General features: G+C 70.4%; 20 protein-coding genes. 8 read left to right on the forward strand and 12 right to left on the reverse strand.

Annotated features, from left to right (window positions below):
- Positions 1-343: 343 nt before the first annotated feature.
- On the reverse strand, positions 344-991 hold the full coding sequence (locus ACX28W_RS06470) for an alpha-ketoglutarate-dependent dioxygenase AlkB family protein (RefSeq protein WP_458997773.1): 648 nt from the start codon (positions 989-991) through the stop codon (positions 344-346).
- Positions 992-1069: 78 nt separating this feature from the next.
- Here ACX28W_RS06470 and ACX28W_RS06475 point away from each other — a divergent pair, with 78 nt between their 5' ends.
- Positions 1070-2200, forward strand: coding sequence for a methyltransferase (locus ACX28W_RS06475; RefSeq protein ID WP_458997774.1), 1131 nt, complete (start codon positions 1070-1072; stop codon positions 2198-2200).
- Positions 2201-2218: 18 nt separating this feature from the next.
- Here ACX28W_RS06475 and ACX28W_RS06480 read toward each other — a convergent pair whose 3' ends face one another.
- Positions 2219-2992 carry a helix-turn-helix domain-containing protein gene (locus ACX28W_RS06480; protein ID WP_458997775.1) on the reverse strand — a complete coding sequence of 258 codons (774 nt, stop codon included), beginning with the start codon at positions 2990-2992 and terminating at the stop codon, positions 2219-2221.
- A gap of 71 nt (positions 2993-3063) precedes the next feature.
- Here ACX28W_RS06480 and ACX28W_RS06485 point away from each other — a divergent pair, with 71 nt between their 5' ends.
- Together ACX28W_RS06485 and ACX28W_RS06490 are read left to right on the forward strand one after the other, a co-directional pair.
- Entirely contained in the window at positions 3064-3897 is an 834-nt protein-coding gene (locus tag ACX28W_RS06485) for a phytanoyl-CoA dioxygenase family protein (protein ID WP_458997776.1), read from the forward strand.
- A gap of 2 nt (positions 3898-3899) precedes the next feature.
- Positions 3900-4175 (forward strand): hypothetical protein, encoded by a 276-nt coding sequence (locus ACX28W_RS06490; RefSeq protein WP_458997999.1) that lies wholly within the window; start codon positions 3900-3902, stop codon positions 4173-4175.
- A 2-nt stretch (positions 4176-4177) separates the two neighbouring features.
- On the opposite strand, the gene ACX28W_RS06495 is transcribed toward ACX28W_RS06490, so the two are convergent.
- Positions 4178-5029 carry a class II fructose-bisphosphate aldolase gene (locus tag ACX28W_RS06495; RefSeq protein ID WP_458997777.1) on the reverse strand — a complete coding sequence of 284 codons (852 nt, stop codon included), beginning with the start codon at positions 5027-5029 and terminating at the stop codon, positions 4178-4180.
- Between the two features lie 33 nt (positions 5030-5062).
- Positions 5063-5953 (reverse strand): SIS domain-containing protein, encoded by an 891-nt coding sequence (locus tag ACX28W_RS06500; RefSeq protein WP_458998000.1) that lies wholly within the window; start codon positions 5951-5953, stop codon positions 5063-5065.
- Positions 5954-6097: 144 nt separating this feature from the next.
- On the opposite strand from ACX28W_RS06500, the gene ACX28W_RS06505 reads away from it, so the two are divergent.
- Positions 6098-6877: a DeoR/GlpR family DNA-binding transcription regulator gene (locus ACX28W_RS06505; RefSeq protein WP_458997778.1), complete on the forward strand. Its 780-nt coding sequence runs from the start codon at positions 6098-6100 to the stop codon at positions 6875-6877.
- An 18-nt stretch (positions 6878-6895) separates the two neighbouring features.
- Here ACX28W_RS06505 and ACX28W_RS06510 read toward each other — a convergent pair whose 3' ends face one another.
- Complete coding sequence (locus tag ACX28W_RS06510; protein ID WP_458997779.1) at positions 6896-8986, reverse strand: GH92 family glycosyl hydrolase; 2091 nt, start codon at positions 8984-8986, stop codon at positions 6896-6898.
- A gap of 298 nt (positions 8987-9284) precedes the next feature.
- Between ACX28W_RS06510 and ACX28W_RS06515 the strand changes: the two genes are divergently transcribed.
- Genes ACX28W_RS06515 through ACX28W_RS06525 form a run of 3 tightly spaced genes read left to right on the forward strand, consistent with a single transcriptional unit; the run spans position 9285 to position 11805 of the window.
- Positions 9285-10424, forward strand: a complete 1140-nt coding sequence (locus ACX28W_RS06515) for an ABC transporter ATP-binding protein (protein ID WP_458997780.1) — start codon at positions 9285-9287, stop codon at positions 10422-10424.
- Positions 10421-11134, forward strand: coding sequence for an ABC transporter permease (locus ACX28W_RS06520; RefSeq protein WP_458997781.1), 714 nt, complete (start codon positions 10421-10423; stop codon positions 11132-11134). Before ACX28W_RS06515 ends, ACX28W_RS06520 begins: the two co-directional genes overlap by 4 nt.
- Positions 11131-11805, forward strand: coding sequence for an ABC transporter permease (locus ACX28W_RS06525; RefSeq protein WP_458997782.1), 675 nt, complete (start codon positions 11131-11133; stop codon positions 11803-11805). The genes ACX28W_RS06520 and ACX28W_RS06525 overlap by 4 nt, the downstream gene beginning before the upstream one ends.
- A 53-nt stretch (positions 11806-11858) precedes the next feature.
- Here ACX28W_RS06525 and ACX28W_RS06530 read toward each other — a convergent pair whose 3' ends face one another.
- From ACX28W_RS06530 to ACX28W_RS06545, 4 genes are read right to left on the reverse strand one after another with little or no spacing between them, the layout of a single operon-like run.
- Positions 11859-12470, reverse strand: a complete 612-nt coding sequence (locus ACX28W_RS06530; RefSeq protein ID WP_458997783.1) for a GTP-binding protein — start codon at positions 12468-12470, stop codon at positions 11859-11861.
- Entirely contained in the window at positions 12421-12852 is a 432-nt protein-coding gene (locus ACX28W_RS06535) for a DUF742 domain-containing protein (protein WP_458997784.1), read from the reverse strand. Before ACX28W_RS06535 ends, ACX28W_RS06530 begins: the two co-directional genes overlap by 50 nt.
- A 58-nt stretch (positions 12853-12910) precedes the next feature.
- On the reverse strand, positions 12911-13384 hold the full coding sequence (locus tag ACX28W_RS06540; RefSeq protein WP_458998001.1) for a roadblock/LC7 domain-containing protein: 474 nt from the start codon (positions 13382-13384) through the stop codon (positions 12911-12913).
- Positions 13385-13386: 2 nt separating this feature from the next.
- Positions 13387-16170 (reverse strand): sensor histidine kinase, encoded by a 2784-nt coding sequence (locus ACX28W_RS06545; protein WP_458997785.1) that lies wholly within the window; start codon positions 16168-16170, stop codon positions 13387-13389.
- A 331-nt stretch (positions 16171-16501) separates the two neighbouring features.
- Here ACX28W_RS06545 and ACX28W_RS06550 point away from each other — a divergent pair, with 331 nt between their 5' ends.
- Positions 16502-17461, forward strand: coding sequence for an ABC transporter substrate-binding protein (locus tag ACX28W_RS06550; protein WP_458997786.1), 960 nt, complete (start codon positions 16502-16504; stop codon positions 17459-17461).
- A 158-nt stretch (positions 17462-17619) separates the two neighbouring features.
- Here the strand turns inward: ACX28W_RS06550 and ACX28W_RS06555 are convergent, their stop codons facing one another.
- The 3 genes from ACX28W_RS06555 to ACX28W_RS06565 all read right to left on the reverse strand — a co-directional run bounded on the left by ACX28W_RS06555 (position 17620) and on the right by ACX28W_RS06565 (position 21509).
- Positions 17620-19221 (reverse strand): MFS transporter, encoded by a 1602-nt coding sequence (locus ACX28W_RS06555; protein WP_458997787.1) that lies wholly within the window; start codon positions 19219-19221, stop codon positions 17620-17622.
- Between the two features lie 263 nt (positions 19222-19484).
- Positions 19485-19958: a MarR family winged helix-turn-helix transcriptional regulator gene (locus ACX28W_RS06560; protein ID WP_458997788.1), complete on the reverse strand. Its 474-nt coding sequence runs from the start codon at positions 19956-19958 to the stop codon at positions 19485-19487.
- Positions 19959-20279: 321 nt separating this feature from the next.
- Positions 20280-21509, reverse strand: coding sequence for a DegT/DnrJ/EryC1/StrS family aminotransferase (locus tag ACX28W_RS06565; RefSeq protein WP_458997789.1), 1230 nt, complete (start codon positions 21507-21509; stop codon positions 20280-20282).
- Positions 21510-21539 lie beyond the last annotated feature (30 nt).

The following is a 21539-nucleotide window of genomic DNA, read 5'->3' on the forward strand; positions in this document are numbered from 1 at the left end:
AGACAGCTCCCACCCCACCGGAGGTCTTCGCCACGTTCAAGACCCGACCAGTGTCAACAACGCTCGTGATCAATACACCTAGGACCTGTCCGGTCGATCACGGCGGAGAAAAGCAGCGGTGTGTGGTCGGTGCCGGTGAGCGGGGTGGGGTGCGTGCAGCTGCAAGGCGGAGGAGGGCGTCGACGCGATGGGGGTCCCCCCTGTTCGAGCGAAGCCGAGAACTTGGGGGAGTCGGCAACCGACGACAACGCCGGAGGGGGTACCTCCCTGCTCGAGCGAAGCCGAGAGCTTGGGGGCGGGCGTGCCCCACCCCGCGTCTCCGCCGTGATCGACCGGACAGGTCCTAGAAGCCGCTCACCCGTAGCGTGACGTTCAGACGGCCGGTCAGCCCCAGTTCGGGCGGCGCCGTGTCCGCGTACACTCGCGGTACCCCGTGGTAGGCGAGCCGGGACGCCCCGCCGAACACGAACAGGTCCCCGCTGCGCAGTTCCACGTCCGTGTAAGGCCGCGCCCGCGTCTCGGCGTTCCCGAACCGGAAGACACAGGTGTCGCCGAGGCTCAGCGACACGACCGGCGCGTCCGACTTCTCGTCGCTGTCGCGGTGCATGCCCATCCGCGCGTCGGCGTCGTAGAAGTTGATCAGTGCGATGTCGTACGCGGCTGTCGCGGCGTCGGCGCCGAGCGCGTCCGTCACCGCGCGGCGGCCGAGCTCGTCCAGCCAGGCCGGGAAGGGCTTCACGGGGGTGCCGTCGCCGTCGACGACGGTGCGCGCGTACCGGTACGGGTACCAGTGCCAGCCGAGGCAGACCTGCCGGGAGGTCATCGTGCCGCCGCCGGGGGTACGGACCGTGCGCAGACCGGCCGGTGGGCGGGCCCACTCGCGGCAGGCGGTCAGCAGTTCCCGCTGCCGGTCGGCGCCCAGCCAGTCCGGCAGGTGCACCGCGCCCGGCGCGACCTGCGTACGGCCGCGCGGAAACAGCTCGCTCTCCATGGGGCCCATCATCACGCATTCACCAAGGCAGGCAGGCGTCCGGGGCTCGGCTAGCCTTGACCCACGATGAACGACCGTATGACGACACCCTGGGCCGAGTACGCGCTGACCCGCTTCCCCGAAGACCCCCGCGACCAGCTGCGTGCCTGGGACGCCGCCGACACCTATCTGCTGCGGCACCTCGCGCAGAGCGGCACCGCGCTGTCCGGCTCTGTCGTGGTGGTGGGCGACCGGTGGGGAGCGCTCGCCACGGCGCTGTCGGAGCACCGGCCGACGCAGATCACCGACTCGTTCCTGGCGCAGGAGGCGACGCGCGCGAATCTGGCCCGCAACGGGGCCGACGCGGACGCGGTACGTCTCCTCACCACCCGGGACACGCCGCCCGACCGTATCGACGTCCTCCTGGTCCGGGTGCCGAAGAGCCTCGCCCTGCTGGAGGACCAGCTGCACCGGCTGGCGCCCGGCGTGCACGAGGGGACCGTCGTCGTGGGCACCGGCATGGTCAAGGAGATCCACACCTCGACGCTGAACCTCTTCGAGCGGATCCTCGGCCCGACCCGCACCTCGCTGGCCGAGAAGAAGGCCCGGCTCATCTTCTGCACCCCGTATCCGGGGGCCGCGCGGGAGCCCAACCCGTGGCCGTACAGCTATCAGCTGCCCGACGGCATCGGCGCGGTCTCCGGCCGTACCGTCACCAACCACGCCGGTGTCTTCTGCGCCGACCGTCTCGACCTCGGCACCCGCTTCTTCCTCCAGCACCTTCCGCGCAGCCGCGGCGCCGAGCGCGTGGTCGACCTGGGCTGCGGCAATGGCGTGCTGGGTACGGCGATCGCGCTGGAGAACCCGGAGGCGGAGGTGCTGTTCGTGGACGAGTCGTACCAGGCGGTCGCCTCGGCGGAGGAGACGTACCGGGCGAATGCCGAGGGCAGCGCGGAGTTCCGCGTCGGCGACGGACTGACGGGGGTCCCCGCCGGAAGCGTGGACCTCGTCGTGAACAATCCGCCGTTCCACTCCCACCAGGCGACGACGGACACCACGGCCTGGCGGATGTTCTCGGAAGCGCGCCGTGCGCTGCGGCCGGGCGGCGAGCTGTGGGTCATCGGCAACCGCCACCTCGGCTATCACCTGAAGCTGCGCCGACTGTTCGGCAACAGTGAACTCGTGGCCGGCGACGCCAAGTTCGTGATCCTCAGGGCCGTCAAGAAGTAGCTCGGCGGTCTCGGGGCGTCAGGAAGTGGTACCCCGCAGCACACGGGGCGAGGCTCCGAGTTCGCGGCGGCACGCTTTGTTGAAGGCCTGCAGGTCGGGGATGCCGACGGACGCGGCCACCGCCGGGATGGAGAGGGTCGAGGCGCGCAGCAGATGGTGGGCGCGCTCGAGTCTGCGGCGGCGGATGTAGGCCACGACCGTGGTGCCGGTCTCGGTGCGGAAGAGCCGGGTGAGGTGGTTGTGGGAGATTCCGGCGGCGCGGGCGATCTCCGGAATCGCGAGCGGGGCGGCCAGGTGCGCCTCGATGTGGGCGATCGCCGTGCTGACCGCCGGATGCGGGCCACGGCTGGTGGCGGTGGCCGGGGTCAGCCGGGCGATGCGCCACAGCGCGGTCCAGATCTCGGCCCGGGTGCGCTCGGGCGTGCCGGGGGCCGCCGCGATCGCGTTGAGCAACAGGCCGGAGAGCATGGGGAGTTCGGGCCCCGCGTCCTGCACGACGGGGACGCTGCACGGTGCGCCGACGGGGACGATGCGCAGATGGGCGTAGAGGTGTTCGGAGCGGCCCTGGTAGCGGTAGCGGACCGTGGTGCCGGGCGGTACGAGACTCACCCGGCCGGGGCGGATGAGGTGCGCGGTGCCGTCGACGGTCAGCTCGGCGTCGTACTGGTAGAGGTGCAGCTGCCACAGCTCCGGCAGCCGGAAGACGTCCGTGCGGCTCGCGAGGCCGTGCACGCCGACGCCGATGTTGACAACGGCGGGCGGCTCGCCGAGGTGCAGTTCCGTCTCGCGCATGGTGAAAAACTACCAGCGGTGGTGAGCCGGGCCAACGCGCCGAGGACGGTGGCGACCCTATGTTGAGGCGCATGACCACCCCATGGGAGCAGACAGCCGGCCCCCCACTCCTGAGTTCGGTCCGGATGGCGCACTTCGTGGCCCACGGCTCGCTGCGGCTGGACGCCGTGGTGCCGCCGGGGATGAACACCGAGGGCATCGACGTCCTGCGCGAGGGCGTGCCCGACGTGCCGTACGGCAGCACCGTGCCGGACGCCTACCCCGAGGGGTCCTTCGTCCGTCGGCTCCTCGGGATCCCGGACGTGGCCGGGGCGCTGCGGAGCCTGGTCGGACCCGACCCCGCCGTCGACCATCACTACGTCCACATCCGCGAGCCCCGCGAGGGGCGGGCGCAGCCGCTGCACGGTGACGCGATCATCGATGTGCGCTCCGACGCCTTCGACGTCCAGTTGATGTACTACCCGCAGGACGTCACGCTCGACATGGGCGGCACCCTCAGCGTGCCGGGCAGCCATCTGCGGCGCACGAACGAGACGGACACCGGGCGCTACCAGAATCTGCGCGGGCAGAGCCGGCTGGTCTGCCCGGCGGGCACCGTGGTGTTTCTGCACCATGGCCTGTGGCACGGTGGGCGGCGCAACGACAGCGATGCGGTCCGCTATATGTTCAAGATCCGCTTCAATCCGACGGTGCGGCAGTGCCGCCTGTGGGACACCTCGGACCTGGGCGATCCGCGGGTCGCCGAGGAACTCTCCACGACGTTCTCGTGGTACGAACCCGCCACCGGCCGTCTCGAGGTCTACAACCGCGTCCTGCTGTGGCGTTCGCTCACCGGGGACGACTCCTTCGACCTGGACCACTGGGTGACTCGGGTCTCCAACCGCCCTCAGGGGGCCGTCGCATGAGCATCCGTCAGCAGATCCTGGTCCTCTACCTCGCCACCTCCGCCCTGGACGCGGAGGTGGCGGGCTGGTCGGTCTACGACGGCACCGGCCGTACGTCGCCCACGACCGGGGACAGCGACGAGCCGCCGTACAGGACAGGGGTGCATGCCCTGGAGGACGGCTGGCGGCTGTTCCAGGCGGCACAGTTGATCCCGCCCTATCCCGGCGGCGAGTACGACGTGTCCTTCCTCAAGCACGAGTTCTTCTTCGAGAAGCTGGTCGATACCGACGCCGTCTGAGGTCACCCCCGCAGTACGCCGATGAGTCGCGCCACCGTCCGCGCCATCGCCTCCCGTCCCACACCGAGGTATGTGCGGGAGTCGACCGCCTCGGGGTGGGCGGCGAAGAACTCCCGGATGGCGCCGGTCATCGCGATGTTCAGGGCCGTTCCGATATTGACCTTGGCGATGCCGCCGGCGACGGCTGTCACCAGTTCGCCGTCCGGCACTCCGGAGGACCCGTGCAGGACGAGGGGCACGCCGAGTGTCGCGGTCAACCGCTTCAGCAGGCCGTGGTCGAGGGCGGCGGTGCGCGTGGTCATGGCGTGCGAGCTGCCGATCGCGACGGCCAGAGCGTCCACGCCGGAGTCGGCCACGAAGGCGCGGGCCGCGCCGGGATCAGTGCGGGCACCCGGCGCGTGCGCGTCGATCGGCGGCTCGCCGTTCTTGCCGCCGACCTGCCCCAACTCGGCCTCGATCCACATCCCTTGGGCGTGCGCCCAGTCGACCGCGGACCGAGTGGCGGCAAGGTTGTCCTGGTACGGCAGCCGCGCGGCGTCGTACATCACGGAGCTGAATCCGGCGCCGGGTGCCTGTCGCAGCAGGTCGTCGCTCTGGACGTGGTCGAGGTGCAACGCGACGGGTACCGCGGCGCGTTCGGCCGCCGCGGCGGCTGCACGGGCCAGCGGGAGCAGCCGTCCGTGGCGGAACTTCACCGCGTTCTCGCTGACTTGGAGGACGACGGGGGCCGCCACGGACTCGGCGCCCGCGATGACGGCCTCGACGTGCTCCAGGGTGATGATGTTGAACGCGGCGACAGCGGTACCCGCCCCGGCCGCCGCGGCGACCAGGTCACCAGTGGCTGCGAGTGACACAACTCCTCCTCTTCTGCGGATGGTTGAGCCGACTCAGCGAGCCGTGCCGTCGAGGATCACGGAGCGGGTGAGGTGGCGCGGCCGGTCCGGGTCCAGCCCCCGGGAGGCGGCGACCGCGACCGCGAGCCGTTGCGCGCGGACGAGTTCGGCGAGCGGGTCGAGTGCGCCGGCCACCCACAACGCGCCGGTGGCCCGCACCTGTTGGGCCAGCCCCTCGGGTGCCTCGCCGAGCATCCAGGTGGCGGTGGAGCGGGTCGCGATGCTGATGGGCCCGTGCCGGTACTCCATCGCCGGGTAGGCCTCGGTCCAGGCCAGCGCCGCCTCGCGCATCTTGAGCGCGGCCTCGCGAGCGAGCCCGACGGTCCAGCCGCGGCCGAGGAAGGTGAACTGCGTGCGGTCGACGAGCCCTTCGGGCAGCGGGGCCTGGAGCACGGTGCGCGCGTCGGCGACGACGGCATCGGTGTGCAGCCCGAGGTGGGCCCGCAGCAGCGTGAGCGCGGTGGTCGCGAACCGGGTCTGCACCACGGATTGTTCGTCCGCGAAGTCGAGCACGACGATGTCGTCCGCGACCTGTGTCACGGGGGTTTGGGGGTCGGCGGTGATGGCGGTCGTGCGTGTACGTCCTCGTAGCCGCGCGAGCGTGTCGAGCACCTCGGTCGTGGTCCCGGACCGGGTGAGGGCGACCACGTGGTCGTACGAACGGGTGTCCGGGAATTCCGATGCGGCGAAGGCGTCCGTCTCCCCCTGTCCGGACCGTTCGCGCAGCGAAGCGGCGGCCTGAGCCATGAAGAGGGAGGTCCCGCACCCCACGAACGCGACCCGCTCCCCCGCCCCGGGCAGTGCGCCGCCATGCGCCGTGGCCTGCTCGGCGGCGCGGATCCAGCACTCGGGCTGGCTGCTCAGCTCGTTCTCGACATGGGTCATGCCAGTCATGCCAGTCATGCCACACCCCTCCCACTGATGCACTTTCTTGCAAGATATAGCGAGCTTTCAATCACAATCAAGCAATCCGGGTTCCTGGAATGCGGTGCGTTAGGGTCGCGGAGGATCGAGGAACGGAGTGTGCGGATGTCGCGCGACGCCCGCTGGAAGGCGCTGCTGGAACTGCTCGTGGAGCGGGGACGGTTGGATGTCGAGCAGGCCGCGGGCGAGCTGGGGGTGTCGGCCGCGACCATCCGGCGTGACTTCGACCAGCTCGCCGAGCAGCAGATGCTGGTGCGCACACGCGGCGGCGCGGTCGTGCACGGGGTGTCGTACGAACTGCCGCTGCGCTACAAGACGGCCCGCCACGCCTCCGAGAAGCAGCGCATCGCGACGGCGGTGGCCGCGCTCGTCGCACCCGGCGAGGCGATCGGCCTGACCGGCGGCACGACCACCACCGAGGTGGCCCGCGCCCTGGCCGTACGCCCCGATCTCGGTTCCGGCTCGCCCGCGCTGACCGTGGTGACCAACGCGCTCAACATCGCCAATGAGCTCGCCGTGCGCCCCCAGTTCAAGATCGTGGTCACCGGAGGAGTCGCACGTCCCCAGTCGTACGAGCTGATCGGGCCCCTCGCGGACGGTGTGCTCAGCCAGATCACCCTCGACGTCGCCGTCCTGGGCGTGGTCGCCTTCGACGTCACGCACGGCGCGGCCGCCCACGACGAGGCCGAGGCCGCCATCAACCGGCTCCTGTGCGAGCGTGCCGCACGCGTGATCGTCGCCGCCGACTCCAGCAAGCTGGGCCGACGCGCCTTCGCCCGGATCTGCGCGGCCGAGTCGGTGGACACGCTGGTCACGGACGCGGCGGTGGGCCTGGACATGGTGCGCCGGTTCGAGGAGGCCGGGGTCGGGGTCGTCGCCGTCTGACACCCCTCGGCCCCGGCTTCAGGAACCCTTGCGGGCCTGGGCGGTGAGCATGAGTGTGCGGACGTCGCGGACGGTGGCCGAGGGGTCGGCCGCGGTGATCTCGATCCCGGGGCCGCCCGGACGGTGCAGGGTGGCGGTGGGGAAGACGGGATCGGCCAGGGCGAGGTGGTCGGTACCGGGGGCCTGCGGGTACATGCCGAGGCTCGCCCAGACGGCCCAGGACGACATGGCGCCGAGGTCGTCGTTGCCGACGAGACCGTCGGGACGGTCGCTGAAGAGGGTGGCCAGGGCGCGGCGGACGGTGTCGCGGGCGCGGTCGGGGCGGTCCGCGTAGTCGTACGCCCAAGGGGTGTTGAAGGAGGGCTCGTTGCCGAGGTAGGCGTAGGGCTGGGTGCCGCCCGCGTTGAGGTGGGTGAAGAAGGTGTCCAGGCGGGCGGTGACCGCGGCGTTCCCGCCCATCAGGGCGAAGAGGCCGGACAGGTCGTGCGGGACCATCCAGGTGTACTGGGCGGCGTTGCCCTCGACGTACTCCGTGGTCTGGGCGGGCGTGAAGGGCGGCCAGCTGCCGTCGGCCGCGCGCGGCTGGAGATAGCCGGTGGCGGGATTGAAGAGGTTGCGCCAGTTCCCGGAGGCGCGCAGCAGGGTGTCGTGGGCGGCGGTGTCGCCGAGACGGTGGGCGAGCTGGGCCAACGCATAGTCGGAGGCCGCGTATTCCAGGGTGGTGGCGGCCGAGCCCCAGACGCCCGGGGCGCCGGCGGGGACATAGCCGAGGGCGTCGTACTGCTCGTGGCCGGGTCGTTGACGTTTGTCCTGGCGGCCCGCCAGGGCGGCGCGCAGCAGGGCGCGGGCGTCGAAGTCGGTGGCGCCGAAAGCGTGGACGGCGGAGGCGATGACGGGCAGCGGGTCGCCGACCATCACGCCGGTGCCGCCGTTGGCGACGGTCCAGCGGTCGAAGTAACCCGCCTGGAGACCCTGGTTGAGGACGGACTGGGCGATGTCGGAGGCTTCGCGCGGGGCGAGCAGGGCGAGGAGTTGAACCTGGGATCGGTAGACGTCCCAGCCGGAGAAGTTCGCGTACTGGACGTGGCCGGGGCGGGTGCGGCGGATGACGCCGTCCATGCCGGGGTAGCGGCCGTCGGTGTCGCTGAAGGTGCTGGGGTGGAGCAGGGAGTGGTACAGGGCGGTGTAGAAGACCCGGCGTTGGGTGTCGGTGCCGCCGCCGACCGCGATGCGGCCGAGCCAGTCGTTCCAGCGGGCGCGCGCGGCCTGCCTGATCCCGTCGTACGAGTCCTCGTGCTGCTCGGTGGCGGCGTTGCGGCGGGCGCCCTCGACGCTGACGAAGGAGACGCCGACCCGGACGGTGACCGTGCGCACGTCGGGGCCGAAGGAGACCAGGGCCGCGCCCGGTTTGCCGTCAGGGTGGGCCGCTTGGGCGAAGGGTCGGTCGAAGGTGGCGTGGAAGTAGAGCCGGTAGCGGTTGCCGGACTTGCAGAAGCCGCCGCTGTCGGTGTGCCCGGACAGGGTGTCGGTGCCGATGTCCACCGCCCCCGTGGCCGCGTTGAACGCCTTGCCCGCGTCGACGCTCAGCGCGGCGGGGCGGTCGTCCGTGGCCGGGTAGGTGAAGCGGGCGACGCCGGAGCGCTGGGTGGCGGCGAGCTCGGTACCGATGCCGTTGTCGAAGGTGACCCCGTAACTTCCGGGCTCCGCCCACTCGTTGGTGTGCGAGAAGGTCGCCTGGCCGGCCGCGTCGGCGCCGAGCAGGGGCATGAAGGGCACATTGCCGTAGTCCTTGCACCCCGCGCCGGACAGATGCGTGAGGCTGAACCCCTTGATCCGGTTGTCCCCGTACGCGTACCCGCCGTGCTGGTACGTCACCGTGTCCGGGCTCCACTGGACCCCGCCCAGGGGCGCCGTCGCTCCGGGGAAGGTGTTCCCGGCTCCACCGCCATGGCCGAAATCCGCCCCTCCGGGGGCGGTTCCGACGAAGGGGTTCACGTACTGGGCCGGGTCCACGACCACGTCGTCCGCCGTGGCGGACGCGAGAGGGGCACTCGACACGACGAGTACGGCGGCGACGGCCGGCGCGGCCCGGCGGAAGGGGAATCGCACGAGGTCTCTCCGGGCGGTGACGGGGACGACGTCCCACGACGGCAGGGCAGCATGAGGGCGACAGTCTTCCCCGGGGTGATGCCGCCCTCGCGCCGCCACGCCCGGAGGTCACTCGCGCGGCGGAGCGCCCCCCGTTCACCGGACCGGCTCGCGCGGCGCGGCCTGCTCCACCTGCGGCGCCACCTGCAACCGACCACCCTGCGGTAACCGAACACACGCACCAACTGGCTAGACTACGCACCCTCGTGCACGTGATCCGGTCACGTCCGATCACAGCGTTCCCGAAGGGTTTCGACGCTTGATAGCCATCGAAGAGGTCAGCAAGCGATATGCCGACGGCACGACGGCCGTCGATCGCCTGTCCCTAGAGATACCGAACCACTCCATCACTGTGCTCGTCGGGCCTTCGGGGTGCGGCAAGACCACCACGCTGCGCATGATCAACCGCATGGTCGAACCCAGCAGCGGCACGATCCGGGTCAAGGGCGAGGACGTCCAGCGCCAGCCGGTCAACGCCCTGCGCCAGTCCATGGGTTACGTCATCCAGAACGCGGGGCTCTTCCAGCACCGCACCATCCTCGACAACATCGCCACGGTGCCGCGGCTGCTCGGCTGGTCCAAGCAGCGCGCCCGTGCCCGCGCGGCCGAACTCATGGAAAGGGTCGGCCTCGACCCGAGCATGGCGCGCCGCTATCCGTACCAGCTCTCCGGGGGCCAGCAGCAGCGCGTCGGGGTCGCCCGCGCACTGGCGGCGGACCCGCCGATCCTGCTGATGGACGAGCCGTTCTCCGCGGTCGACCCGGTCGTCCGCCGGGGCCTGCAGGAGGAGTTGCTGCGCATCCAGGGCGAGTTGGGCAAGGCGATCGTGTTCGTCACCCACGACATGGACGAGGCCATCACCATCGGCGACCGCATCGCCGTCCTGCGCACCGGCGGCAAACTCGCCCAGTTCGCCGCCCCCGACGAACTGCTGTCGTCGCCCGCCGACGCGTTCGTCGAGGAGTTCCTCGGTGGCGACCGGGGCATCCGCGGCCTGTCCTTCCTGTCCACGCGCGACCTCGAGGTCGACCGCTCCCGGGTCTTCCCGGTCGGCACCGACTGGCAGCGAATCGCCGGGCAGCCGGGCGGCGAGGGGCCGGTCCTGGTCACCGACGCGGGCGGAAAGCCGCTGGGCTGGGCCGACCTCACCACGTGGGCCGGTGACGTCAAGAGCCTCGAGCCGTACGGGCAGAGCTTCGAGGTCGGCCGGGACTCGCTGCGGGTCGCCCTGGACCGGGCGGTGCTGTCGCCCACCGGTCAGGCGGTCGCCGTGGACGGAGCGGGACGGGTGCTGGGGCTCGCCGGGCAGGACACGGTCGCCACGGCGATCCGCGCGGCCCGGCGGCAGCGCGCCGCCGACTCCCCGAAGGGCCCGTCCCAGGTGAAGGCCGCGAAATGAACGGCTTCTTCGACATCCCGAGCGACCTCCAGCACAGCTATCTCGGCCTGATCTCCTGGCACATGCAGGAAGCTCTGATCCCGGTGCTCGTCGGCTTCCTGCTGGCGCTGCCGATCGGCCTGCTGTGCGTCCGCATCAACTGGATCTATCCGCCGGTCCTTTGGATCACCACCGTGCTGTACGCGATCCCGTCGCTGGCGTTCTTCGTGGTGCTCATCGACTACACCGGGCTGAGCCGGCTCACCGTGATGATCCCGCTGGCCCTGTACAGCCTGGTGATCCTCGTCCCCTCGGTCGTCGACGGCGTCCGGTCGGTCCCCGAGGAGACGAACGCCGCAGCCGCGGCCATGGGTATCGGTCCGGTACGCCGCTACCTCCAGGTCCAACTCCCCATCGCCGTGCCCGCGATCATGGCCGGACTGCGGGTGGCGACCGCCTCCAGCATCAGCCTGGTCAGCGTCGGCGCGCTGATCGGCAACCAAGGGGCGCTCGGCAACCTGCTGACCACCGCGATGCTCTACCACCGGCCCATCCTCGCGGTGAACTCGGTGGTCACCACCGCGGTCCTCGCGGTGCTGGTCGACGCCCTGCTCGTGCTGCTGCGACGTGTGCTCACCCCTTGGCAGCCGCCCTCGGGCCGCAAGGCCGCCCGCACGGGCCGTACGTCCACGACCGCGGGCGCCACCCACACGCCGGAGAAGGTCTCGTGAACGTACTCAACTTCATCCAGTCCTTCTTCGCCGACGGTTCCCACTGGCACGGCTACGACGGCATCCCGCAGCGCGTGTGGGAGCACCTCCAGTACTCGGTGGAAGCGCTGGCGATCGCCGCGGCCATCGGCCTGCCCATCGGACTGGTCACCGGCCACACCGGCCGCGGCGGCAACGCGCTGGCCTTCGTGTCCTCGGGAGCGCGCGCCCTGCCCACCTTCGGGCTGCTGGTGCTGATGTTCGTCTGGCTCGGCCTCGGCATCCTGCCCGTGATGATCCCGCTCGTGGTGCTGGCGATCCCGCCGATCCTGATCACCACGTACGAGGCGATCCGCAGCATGGACCCCTCCCCCGTCGACGCCGCCCGCGGGATGGGCATGTCGGAGCCGAAGATCCTGCTCCAGGTGGAGGTGCCGGCGGCGCTGCCGCTGATTCTCAGCGGGCTGCGCTCGGCGGCGATCCAGATCGTGTCCACGGCGACGATCGCGGCATATGTGAGCCTCGGCGGGGTCGGCCGCTACATCGTGGACGGCCTCTACCAGCGCAACTACGAGAAGGTGGCCGGCGGGGCCGCCCTCACCGCCCTCCTGGCGCTGCTCGTCCTGGTGCTGTTCTGGGCCGTGGCCCGGGTGGCGGTCTCCCCGGGCGTGCGCAGGCGCCGTACGGCCTGACGGACAGACGAAAGGGAGAGCCCGCCCGGTGCGCGGCCTTCCCCTTCGTCTGCTCACTGCTCCGCGGTGGCCAGGGCGTGTTCGAGGACGACCAGGAGCGCGTCCCGCACCGACCCGCGCTCTCGGGCGTCGAACACGGTGAGCGGCACGTGGTCGCCGACGTCGAGGGCCCACCGTACGTCGTTCAGATCATGTTCGATCTTGCCGTCGAAGGCGTTGACGGCCACCGCGAAGGGGATCTCGCGGTGCTCGAAGTAGTCGACGGCCGCATAGCAGTCGTCGAGCCGGCGGGTGTCGACGATGACGAGCCCGCCGAGCGCGCCGTCGACCAGGTCGTCCCACATGAACCCGAAGCGCTCCTGGCCGGGGGTCCCGAACAGATAGAGCTTCAGGGTCGGGTCGAGCGTGACGCAGCCGAAGTCCATGGCGACGGTGGTCGTCATCTTCTCCGGGGTGTGGGAGAGATCGTCGATGCCCGCGGCGACCGAGGTGATGGACGCCTCGGTGGTGAGCGGCTCGATTTCGGAAATGGCGCCCACCGTGGTGGTCTTGCCCACGCCGAAGCCGCCCGCGATCACCATCTTCACCGGCATCGGCGGCCGGGGACCCTCGGTGTCAGCGCTCACGGATCGCGCCCCGGGAGTCGGGGATAGCTCGGAGACCATCGATAACCCTTCGCAATACGGTGGCGTCGCGGGCGGAGTCGGCCTGCGGTGCGTACAAGGCCAGTTGACCGTCGGCGCGCAGATCGTCGGCGAGCACCCTGATCACATTCAAATGCATCCGCAGTTTCGCCGCGATCTCCGCCAGCGACTGCGGCTGGCGGCAGACCGTGATGATGTCGCGGTGCTGGTCGAAGACGAAGGCCTGCAGCGTGGCCAGCCCCAGTTCCGTCGCGACCACCTGAGTCTCGATCGGGATCGTCGGTACGAGGCTGTCACCGCCCGCGATCCGCCCCGCGGTCAGCAGGAATGGCCTGACGATCGACGCGGGGGGGTCCACACCCCACGCGTCGTCGTCGGCGGCTGATGGCTCGCCGGCCGTCATCTCGTCCTCATCCTTCACTCGCGGGCCGTCGCGGCCTTCGCGACGCCCCCGTCGGCCGTCAACGGGTCGGCGCGATCCCCACGGTGTTCTTGAGCTCCATGACCAGTTGCGGGCTCAGGGCGGCACCGGCGCGGTTGGCGAAGACGGTCATCTCGTACGCGATGTTGCCGAGCTTCGCCTCCTTCGAGGCGACCACTCCGAGCACCGCGCCCGTGCCGAGCGCCGACACCAGGACGTGCCCCTCCTCCAGGTCGATGATGACCTTGTTCAGCGCGCCCAGTCCGTAGTTCCCGGACGCGCCCGAGGCGAGGCTGGTGATCCCGGAGACGATCGCCGCGAGTCGTTCCGAGTCCGCTTTGCCGCGCAGTTGGGACACCGCGATCAACAGACCGTCGGAGGACACACCGATCACGTCGACGACCCCGGCGGTCTCGGTGGCAAAACGATTGAGCAGCCAATTGAAGTCGGCAGCGGCGGCCTTCACGTCCGTCGCGGGTTCCACGTCCGCGGACTCCGGTCCACCTGTCCACATCGTCACTTGCTCATGCCTTCCGGGAATGAGGGTCTGTTGTTCTCTGTGCTGTGCTCGCCCGAGGTGTCGCTACGGCCCCCTGAATGGGCCGTAGCGCTGATCCCGTCCTCGGCCGCGCTCTCGCGGTCGGCCCGCAGGACTGCGGCCTCGAACTCGTCGATCTCGGATCGTGCCGCTTCCGCGTCGGCGGTCTGCCAGGCGGGCGGGCGTGGGTTGGTGATGGCCTGTTTGGGCAGGCGGGTCGACGCGGTGGTGGCCTGCAGGGTCGCTCCGCGCACCCGCCGCCGCAGCGGACTGGCTCCGTCGCCCGGGCTCGAGGACGAACCCGCGCCGGACTTCGGCGGGAGGGCGCCGGACCTGGACGGGGTCGCGCCGGACCTCGACGAGGCGGTGCCGGACCTCGAAGGAGCCGTGCCCGACTCCGACCCGACCGCGCTCGACCTCGACGGGGCCGTGCCGGGGCCGCCGTCGGCGCCCTTGGCGTGCGGCTGGGCTGGTCCGCCGGGCGGCATCGAAGGCGTACCGCGGCCGGCTGTCTCGCGGGCGGCGGCGCCGCCCGCGTTCCGCTCTGTCCCCGCGTCCGTGGTTCCGGGGGCGCCGCCGGGCGTCCCGGCGCCCTCGGCCGGGGCCTCCGACCGGGGGGTGTGCCCCGAGGAATCCGCATCCCGCGTACGGGAGGGAATCCGGCGGGGCAGCGCCGAGGGCCCGGGTTCCGGGTCCACCGCCGCGGGGCGCGGCTCGCTGCCACCGGAGCGGCGGGGCGGCGGCAGGATGTGCGGGGCGCGCGCCGCTGCTCCGGTCGGGTCGGCGAGCAGGAGGTGGGAGGAAGGCACGGCGACGGTGGCGGTGACGCCGCCGCCCGGGGTACGGGTCAGGACGACCTCGATGCCCCAGCGCCGGGAGAGTCCACCGACCACGAAGAGGCCGAGGACCTCCGTCGGGGCCAGGTCGAGCCGTTCGCGGCGGATCAGGCGGGCGTTCTCCTCCTCCAGCCGCTCGGCGCTCATCCCGAGGCCGTGGTCGATGATCTCGATCAGGGCGCCGCCGCCGGAGCCCTGCCGGGGACGCAGGACGACTTCGACGCCGCTGGACGCCGGGGAGAACGTCACCGCGTTCTCCAGCAGTTCCGCCAGCATCAGCATGAGATCGCCGACGATGTCGGGGGCGACGGTGACATCGCCCTCGGCGTGCGGGGTGACGCGCTGGTAGCCCTCGATCTGGCCGAGCGCCGCACGGACGATGTTGCTGAGCCGCATGGGCCCGGTGTTGAGGCCCGTCTCGCGAATTCCGGCGAGCAGCATCAGGCTGTCGGCGTTGCGCTGGAGGCGTACGGCGATGTGGTCGATGCGGTAGAGCCGGTCCAGTACCTCGGGGTCGGTCTCGCCGCGCTCCACCGAGTCGATCAGCGCCAGCTGACGAGCCGTCAGGTTGCTGACGCGGCGGCCGACGTTGCCGAACATCTCGGCGATGTTGCGGCGGCTGATGACCTGGCGTTCCAGCAGGGCGGTCGCGGTGACCTGAACCTGGTTGAAGGCTTCGGCGAGTTCACCGATCTCGTCGCGGACCGGCACGGGCACGGCTTCGAGTCGCGGCGGGCTCGCGTCGTCGGCGTCGTCGTCCGCGACCCGGGCCAGCTCGCTCTCGGCCGCGGCGGCCACGTGCTGGGCCGCCTCGGTGAGACTCCGCACGGTACGGACCACGGAGCGGCGCATCAGTACGGAGAACAGGATCCAGGCCGCGAAGGCGAGGAAGTTGGCCCCGACCAGCCAGAGCACCTGCCACCAGGCATCGCTGGACGCGTCCTGGGTGTCGGTGGCGATCTGGTTGATGAGCGACTCGGTGATCTTCAGTCGGTTCTGGGCCTGGCGCTCATAGGTGGGGTCCGCGGTCAACGCGTCGTCGAGAGCGGCGCGCAGTTGCGCCGAGTTCTCGGCCACCAGGGCACTGGGGTCGACCTGGAGAGCGGCATAGTGCTGGGCGATGACGCTCTGGTACGGGCTGTGTTCGATCGAGGCGAGCTCGGCGCCCTGTTCCTGGCTCGCGAACCGGGTGAACCGGTCGGCCTGGTAGGTGTACTGCTCGTAGTCGCCGACGGCCCCGGTGTACTCGATGAGCGCGTTGGGGTCCCGGGTCCGGGCCGCGAAGACGCTGGTCTCGAAGGACGCGTGAGCGGTGTCGGCACGCAGCAGCGCGTCAAGGAGATTGCCCGCGGAATCCGAGGACTCGCCGCCCGACCGGCCGAGCCCGAGGCCGTTGATCAGGCCCTCGATCACCGATCCGTACGCCGGGTCGATGTTGTCGGCGGGGATCGGGCCCCCTTCGATGGTCTTGCGGAGGCTGTCCAGGCCCTCCAACTCCCTGAGTGCCTGGGCCTCGGCATCGGGCAGCCGGTCGCCGTAGGCGTCCCGCACGGCCTCCGTCTGGGTGGCGACCTTCTGCTGCGCCTGGAGGTAGGAGGAGGTGTCGGGCGAGCTGTCGCCGGAGCCGGCGGCCTCGTAACGCAGGGAGACGAGGAGCGCCTGCCGGTGCTCGGTCTGCACTTCGTCGATGAGCTTGGTGACCTGCGCGCTGTCGCGTACGAGCTGGGCGGTGGCGGCGGCGGAACGAGCGAGGCCGATCTCGGCGTAGGCGATGTAGGAGAGCATCGCCGAGACGACCGCGAGGGGGACGATCACCAGGACGTTGAGTTTCCGGCGGAAAGGCCAACGGTCGAGGAGGGAGGGCGTCCGGCCTATTCGGGGATCCGTGGTCAGCGGCCCCCGGCCGGCCTTTCTGTGCGCGGGCACCAAACCTCCTTGACTTCATTCCCAATGGAAGCCCGCCGCCCGGGCTGCGTGGACTGCAGGTCGCGTCAACGCGCTCGGGCCGAGCAAGTGGAACCAGGTCCCCCGACTCGGCCAACATTAGCGGCTGCCGTAAGAGTACGGCCATGATCAACCAAAAACCGACACGGGGAGACGTCTGATTCGCTCCCGTTTCAGTCAGGTTGCGCACACGGGGTGAATCCGTGCGGTCTCCACCGGTGATCTATTCGTGTCTTGACGGTGCGTTACTGCGCTCGCTTGGATCGTCATCAGCCACACCTTCCGGCCGCGCCCCGACCAAGCACAAGTCTGGATGACCAACGTGACCCACGCCAGGAACAACCGCTCGTCCGCAACGTATGCCGTATCCCTGCTGGTTGTGGCCGCGGCCGCGCTGACGGGCTGCGGCTCCTCCGACGACTCCGACAGCAACGACCCCCTGGCCGGCGACGCCGCCAAGGGCGGTACGGTCGTGGTCGGTTCCAACAACTTCCCCGAGAGCATCCTGCTCGCCGACATCTACGGCGAGGCCCTCAAGGCCAAGGGGATCAAGGTCAGTTACAAGCTGAACATCGGCAGCCGGGAAACCACTTACGGTCTGATCAAGAACGGCACGATCACGGTCCTGCCCGAGTACAACGGCGCCCTGCTGTCCTATCTGGACGCCAAGGCGGCGCCGGCGTCGGTCGCGGAGACCAACAAGGCCATCAGCGCCGAACTCGATGCGAAGCTGATGCTCTTGGAGTCGTCCGAGGCGCAGGACAAGGACGTGGTGGCACTCAACGAGGCCACGGCCAAGAAGTACAGCCTCACCTCTTCGTCGACGATCGCCGACCTCTCCGACGTGGCAAAGGACCTGGTCATTGGAGGGTCGCCGGAGTTCCAGACCCGCCAGCAGGGGCTGGTCGGCCTCAAGTCCGCATACGGCCTCGAATTCAAGTCCTTCAAGGCGCTGGACGCGGGCGGTCCGCTGACGACGGCGGCTCTCAAGAGCAACAACATCCAGGTTGCGGACATTTTCTCGACGGACCCCGGAATTGCCAAGAACAAGTTTGTGGTCCTGCAGGACCCCAAGAGTCTTTTCGGTTTCCAGAACGTGACCCCGCTGGCGTACAAGAGCGACCTTCCCGCCGAGGGAGTCACCGTGCTCAATGCCATATCGGCGAAGCTCGACACGGACACCCTGGTCCAGCTCAACAGTGAGGTCCAGGACGGCAACAAGGACCCGCTGGACGTGGCGAAGTCGTGGCTGGCCTCCGCCGGCCTGTCCTGACTTCGGTGCGCCGGCCGGGGCAGGCATCCGCTCCGGCGGCATCGGGGAGTCCCTGCCCGTGCGTCCGGTCCGCGCGATGATGGCGGTCAGGGCCAACCGACTGCTCGCGATGTGAGAGCGACGGTGCCCCCGTCCATGGGGGCACCGTCGCCCGTCGCTCAGTGAGGTACGGGCACAGGTACGGGTTCCGTGGCCCGTCGGATCCCGGCGGCGGCGAGCGCGGCTCCCGCGATGCAGAGCACGCCGGTGAGCACGGCGGCCGCGTGCATGCCGTTGAGGAACGCCTGACCGCTCCCCTCGACCACAGCCGCCCTGACCTGGGCGGGCATGTCGCCGGAGACCGGGGAGATGCCCATCGCCACCGCGTCCTTGGCCGCTTCGAGCTTCGAGGACATCGCGGACGGGACTCCCGCCTCGGTCAGTTCCGAGCCGAGTGTCGAGCCGACCCTGCCGCTGATCACCGAGACCAGTACGGACGTACCCAGTGCGCCGCCGATCTGCAGCGTGGTGGCCTGCAGTCCGCCGGCCACACCTCCGTCCTGGACCGGGGCATTGCCGACGATGGCGTCGGAGGAGGCGGCCAGCACCATGCCGACACCTAGGCCCAGCGCGATGAACGGAGGCCACATCGTGGTGTACGAGGAGTCGGTCTGCCAGGTGAGCATGCCGAAGCAGGCTCCGGCCTGGAGCAGCATGCCGAGCGGCATGGTGAAGCGGGCCCCGAAGCGACCGGTGAGGGCGGCTCCCAGCGGTGAGGCGACCAGGGAGGCCAGGCTCAGCGGCAGGGTACGGATACCTGCCTCGACGGGCGAGAAACCACGCACGTTCTGCAGGTAGAGCATGACGAAGAAGATCACGCCGAGCATCACGAAGAAGTTCAGCGCGGTGATGATCGCGCCGGTTGTCAGTGCCCGGCTGCGGAAGAGGCGCATCGGCAGCAGCGGGTGCTCGACGCGGGTCTCGTACCAGCCGAAGACGACGAGGATCAGTGCGCCGGCGCCGATGGCGCCCCATGTGCCGGCCGACGACCAGCCCCAGGTCTCGCCCTTGACGACGCCGAACACCGTGCTGAGCAGGCCGAGGGCGAGCAGTATGACGCCGAGGATGTCGAACGCGTGCCGTCCGGTGGAGTTCTTGCTCTGCGGGAGGACCAAGGCGCTGAACACGACGGCGACCACGCCGATGGGCGCGTTGATGTAGAAGACGGACTCCCAGCTGACGTTCTCGACGAGCAGGCCGCCCACGATGGGGCCAAGGGCTGTCGACACGGCCGAGACCATGGCCCAGATGCCCACCGCCATGCCGAACTTCTTCGGCGGGAACGTGGCGCGGAGCATGCCGAGGGTGTTGGGCATCAACAGGCCGCCGCAGATTCCCTGCAGGGCCCGGAAGGCGACGACGCCCTCGATCGAGCCGGCCAAGCCGATGGCCACCGAGGCGACGGTGAAACCGACGACGCCCACCAGGTAGTACGTGCGCCGGCCGAAACGGTCGCCGAGCTTGCCGCCGAGGATGAGGCTGGCGGCGAGCGCGAGCAGGTAGGAGTTGGTCACCCACTGCAACTCCGCACTGGACGCGTTGAGTTCACGACCGATTTCGGGGTTCGCGATCGCCACCACGGAAGCGTCGAGCTGGACCATGAACAGGCCGAAGGCGACCGCGCACAGAGTGAGCCAGGGGTTGGACCGGCGACCGGAAGCCGCGGGCGGTGACGGGGAGCGTGTGGGCAGACCGGATTGATCCACGGAGGTGGACGACATGGAGGAGCCTTGTCTGTGTCTGTGTCTATGAAGCGGTGGTGAAAGGGGGGGAACCGACCCACGGAAGGAGAGACCGGCGGAGGGCGTACGAGACCTCTCGCGCGGCGGGGGAATGCACGCGCCCTCGTACGGCGGAGGGGCACACGAAGGCCTCCCCCTGCTGCGGAGGGCTCAGGGTTCCTCCGGCGCGGTGGAGCGATCCACGGGTACGGAAAGGGCGGCCCCCACGGCGCGGTCACGCCCGCCCGTGGGAAACCCCGCGCTCAGTCGGCCGCGGGGTGGAGCCGGCGCGTCAATGACGTGAGCGCGCCGACGGCCGAGCCGAGAGCGTCCATCTCACCGTCGGTGAGGGACATCAGCGCCTGGCGGATGTGGACGGTCTCGAGATGGCGCACCTCGGTGAGCCGTCGACGGGCCGTCGCCGTGAGGTGCAGGTGGGCGACGCGCTTGTCGACGCTGTCCTGCCTGCGCTCCAGCAGCCCCCGCTCGGTGAGGTGAGTGACCAGGGCACTGACGTTGTTGGGCTTCATCAGCAGCGCCTCGGCGGCCTCGCGCACCGTGGCGCCCTCCCGCTCGGAGACGAACCGCAGCAGCGCGAGCTGCCCCTCGGGCGGTTTGGGATGCGGGTATTCGGCCGTGATCCGCCGCTCCAGGGCCCTATGCAGCGCGGGGAGACACGCCGCGAGGCCGGAGGCCACCTGGTCGATGTCCCGCAAGGGCGCGCTGGAGTCGGTCACGTGCACATAATACATATGAGCCAATAGCTATGCCAACATACGTACCGTCCGGGCGGCACGGACACCCGCGCCGGTCTGCCGGTCTGCCGATTCGTCTAGGGCCTGTCCGGCGGATCAGGTCGGAGGGAAGCAGCGGCGCCCTGTCAGCGCAGGTGAGCGGGGTCTGGTGCGTCGAGCTGCAAGGCGGAGGAGGGCGTCGACGCGATGGGGGTCCCCCCTGTTCGAGCGAAGCCGAGAACTTGGGGGAGTCGGCAACCGACGACAACGCCGCAGATCGGCGTGCCAGAACCCGCGTCTCCGGCATGATCCGCCGGACAGGCCCTAGTGACCCAGAGGTGTCGGTGGCATGGCGTCCGGGACGGGGGTGGGGGCCGGGGGGCGCGCGGTTGTCGTCTGCTCTCTCGTCAGGGCGTTGGTGATCTTGCGGGCCAGGAGCGGATCGACCGGAAGCACATGTGAGGCGAACCAGCGGGCGGCCGACGGGTCGGGCGACGGGTCGACGAACTCCGCGCCCGCGTAGTCGTCGAGCGGGGGGTCGTAGACGTACCCGCAGACCACGCCGCGTCCCACCAGACGTTCCACGAGGGCGTCGCGGTCGTGGACCAGGAGGGGCACCCGGAAGAGAGGCAGAGGGCCGTCGTGCGCCGTCCGGTCACGCAGGACCGGGGAGGCCCAGGTGGAACCCGACAGCAGCGAGACACCGACCCTGCGCCGGGCGAGGTCGTCGTCGAGCCGCGCCAACCTCAGACTCAACTGCCCGCGGACCAAGGCCCCGTGGCGGGACCGGAAGCCGTGCAGATCGACACGCACCCATGGCTCGTACGCGGTCAGGCTCGGCGCCTCGCGCGCGCAGCCGGAGAGCCGCGGCGCGTGCAGGGCCATGCGGAAGTCGTCGCGTTCCAGCATCCCGAGGCGCTGCATCGTCCGCCACACAGGACGCACCAGACGGAGGGTGCGTACGGAGGAGCGCGCCAGCGGCCGCAGCGTCACAGCCAGGTCGCCGCGGAGGCGGCCCGGCACCAGGAGATCGTCGCGCAGCAGCTCCAACTCCCGCCGGGTGCGGGCGTCCTCGACGGCGAGGAAGCCACCGGCCATCGCCGCCACGTGCTTGGACAGGCTGAACGCCGCCGCTTTCCCGAAGGTCCCGATCGGCTGCCCGTCCACGTGGGTGCCGATCGCGTGCGCCGCGTCCTCGAACAGGGGGATCCCCAACTCCTCGCAACGACGCCGCAGTTCCACGACCCGGTCCGGCATCCCGTACAGGCTTGTGGTCAAAACGGCGTCCACGCTTCGCCAGGTCGATTCCGGTACGGCGGCCGGGTCGATGTTGCCGTCCCATACGGACACGGGGGCCTGGACCGGGCGCAGCCCGGCCGCGAGGACCACGAAGAGAATCACGTCGTCGTTCACCGGTGACATCAGCACCCGTGCACCCGGCCGGCACCAGTGCCGCAGCGCCAGATAGAGAGCCAGCCGTGCCGAGGGCGTGTAGACGCATTCGCGTCCGAGCCGCCGCGTCATCATCGCGGCAAGCCGCGATCCGTACGGCATCGTCACCTCTTCCGTCGAAGGGTCGTCCGA

It is taken from the genome of Streptomyces sp. SD15 (assembly GCF_054462255.1).

What these genes read in the sequence shown, in the direction of transcription:
- ACX28W_RS06565 (WP_458997789.1), bottom strand. Translation starts at nt 21,509, where the DNA reads ATGCCGTACGGATCGCGGCTTGCCGCGATGATGACGCGGCGGCTCGGA.
- ACX28W_RS06535 (WP_458997784.1), bottom strand. Translation starts at nt 12,852, where the DNA reads ATGACGGCCGGCGAGCCATCAGCCGCCGACGACGACGCGTGGGGTGTG.
- ACX28W_RS06470 (WP_458997773.1), bottom strand. Translation starts at nt 991, where the DNA reads ATGGAGAGCGAGCTGTTTCCGCGCGGCCGTACGCAGGTCGCGCCGGGC.
- ACX28W_RS06530 (WP_458997783.1), bottom strand. Translation starts at nt 12,470, where the DNA reads ATGGTCTCCGAGCTATCCCCGACTCCCGGGGCGCGATCCGTGAGCGCT.
- ACX28W_RS06540 (WP_458998001.1), bottom strand. Translation starts at nt 13,384, where the DNA reads ATGTGGACAGGTGGACCGGAGTCCGCGGACGTGGAACCCGCGACGGAC.
- ACX28W_RS06555 (WP_458997787.1), bottom strand. Translation starts at nt 19,221, where the DNA reads ATGTCGTCCACCTCCGTGGATCAATCCGGTCTGCCCACACGCTCCCCG.
- ACX28W_RS06475 (WP_458997774.1), top strand. Translation starts at nt 1,070, where the DNA reads ATGACGACACCCTGGGCCGAGTACGCGCTGACCCGCTTCCCCGAAGAC.
- ACX28W_RS06485 (WP_458997776.1), top strand. Translation starts at nt 3,064, where the DNA reads ATGACCACCCCATGGGAGCAGACAGCCGGCCCCCCACTCCTGAGTTCG.
- ACX28W_RS06520 (WP_458997781.1), top strand. Translation starts at nt 10,421, where the DNA reads ATGAACGGCTTCTTCGACATCCCGAGCGACCTCCAGCACAGCTATCTC.
- ACX28W_RS06505 (WP_458997778.1), top strand. Translation starts at nt 6,098, where the DNA reads ATGTCGCGCGACGCCCGCTGGAAGGCGCTGCTGGAACTGCTCGTGGAG.
- ACX28W_RS06480 (WP_458997775.1), bottom strand. Translation starts at nt 2,992, where the DNA reads ATGCGCGAGACGGAACTGCACCTCGGCGAGCCGCCCGCCGTTGTCAAC.
- ACX28W_RS06500 (WP_458998000.1), bottom strand. Translation starts at nt 5,953, where the DNA reads ATGACCCATGTCGAGAACGAGCTGAGCAGCCAGCCCGAGTGCTGGATC.
- ACX28W_RS06550 (WP_458997786.1), top strand. Translation starts at nt 16,502, where the DNA reads ATGACCAACGTGACCCACGCCAGGAACAACCGCTCGTCCGCAACGTAT.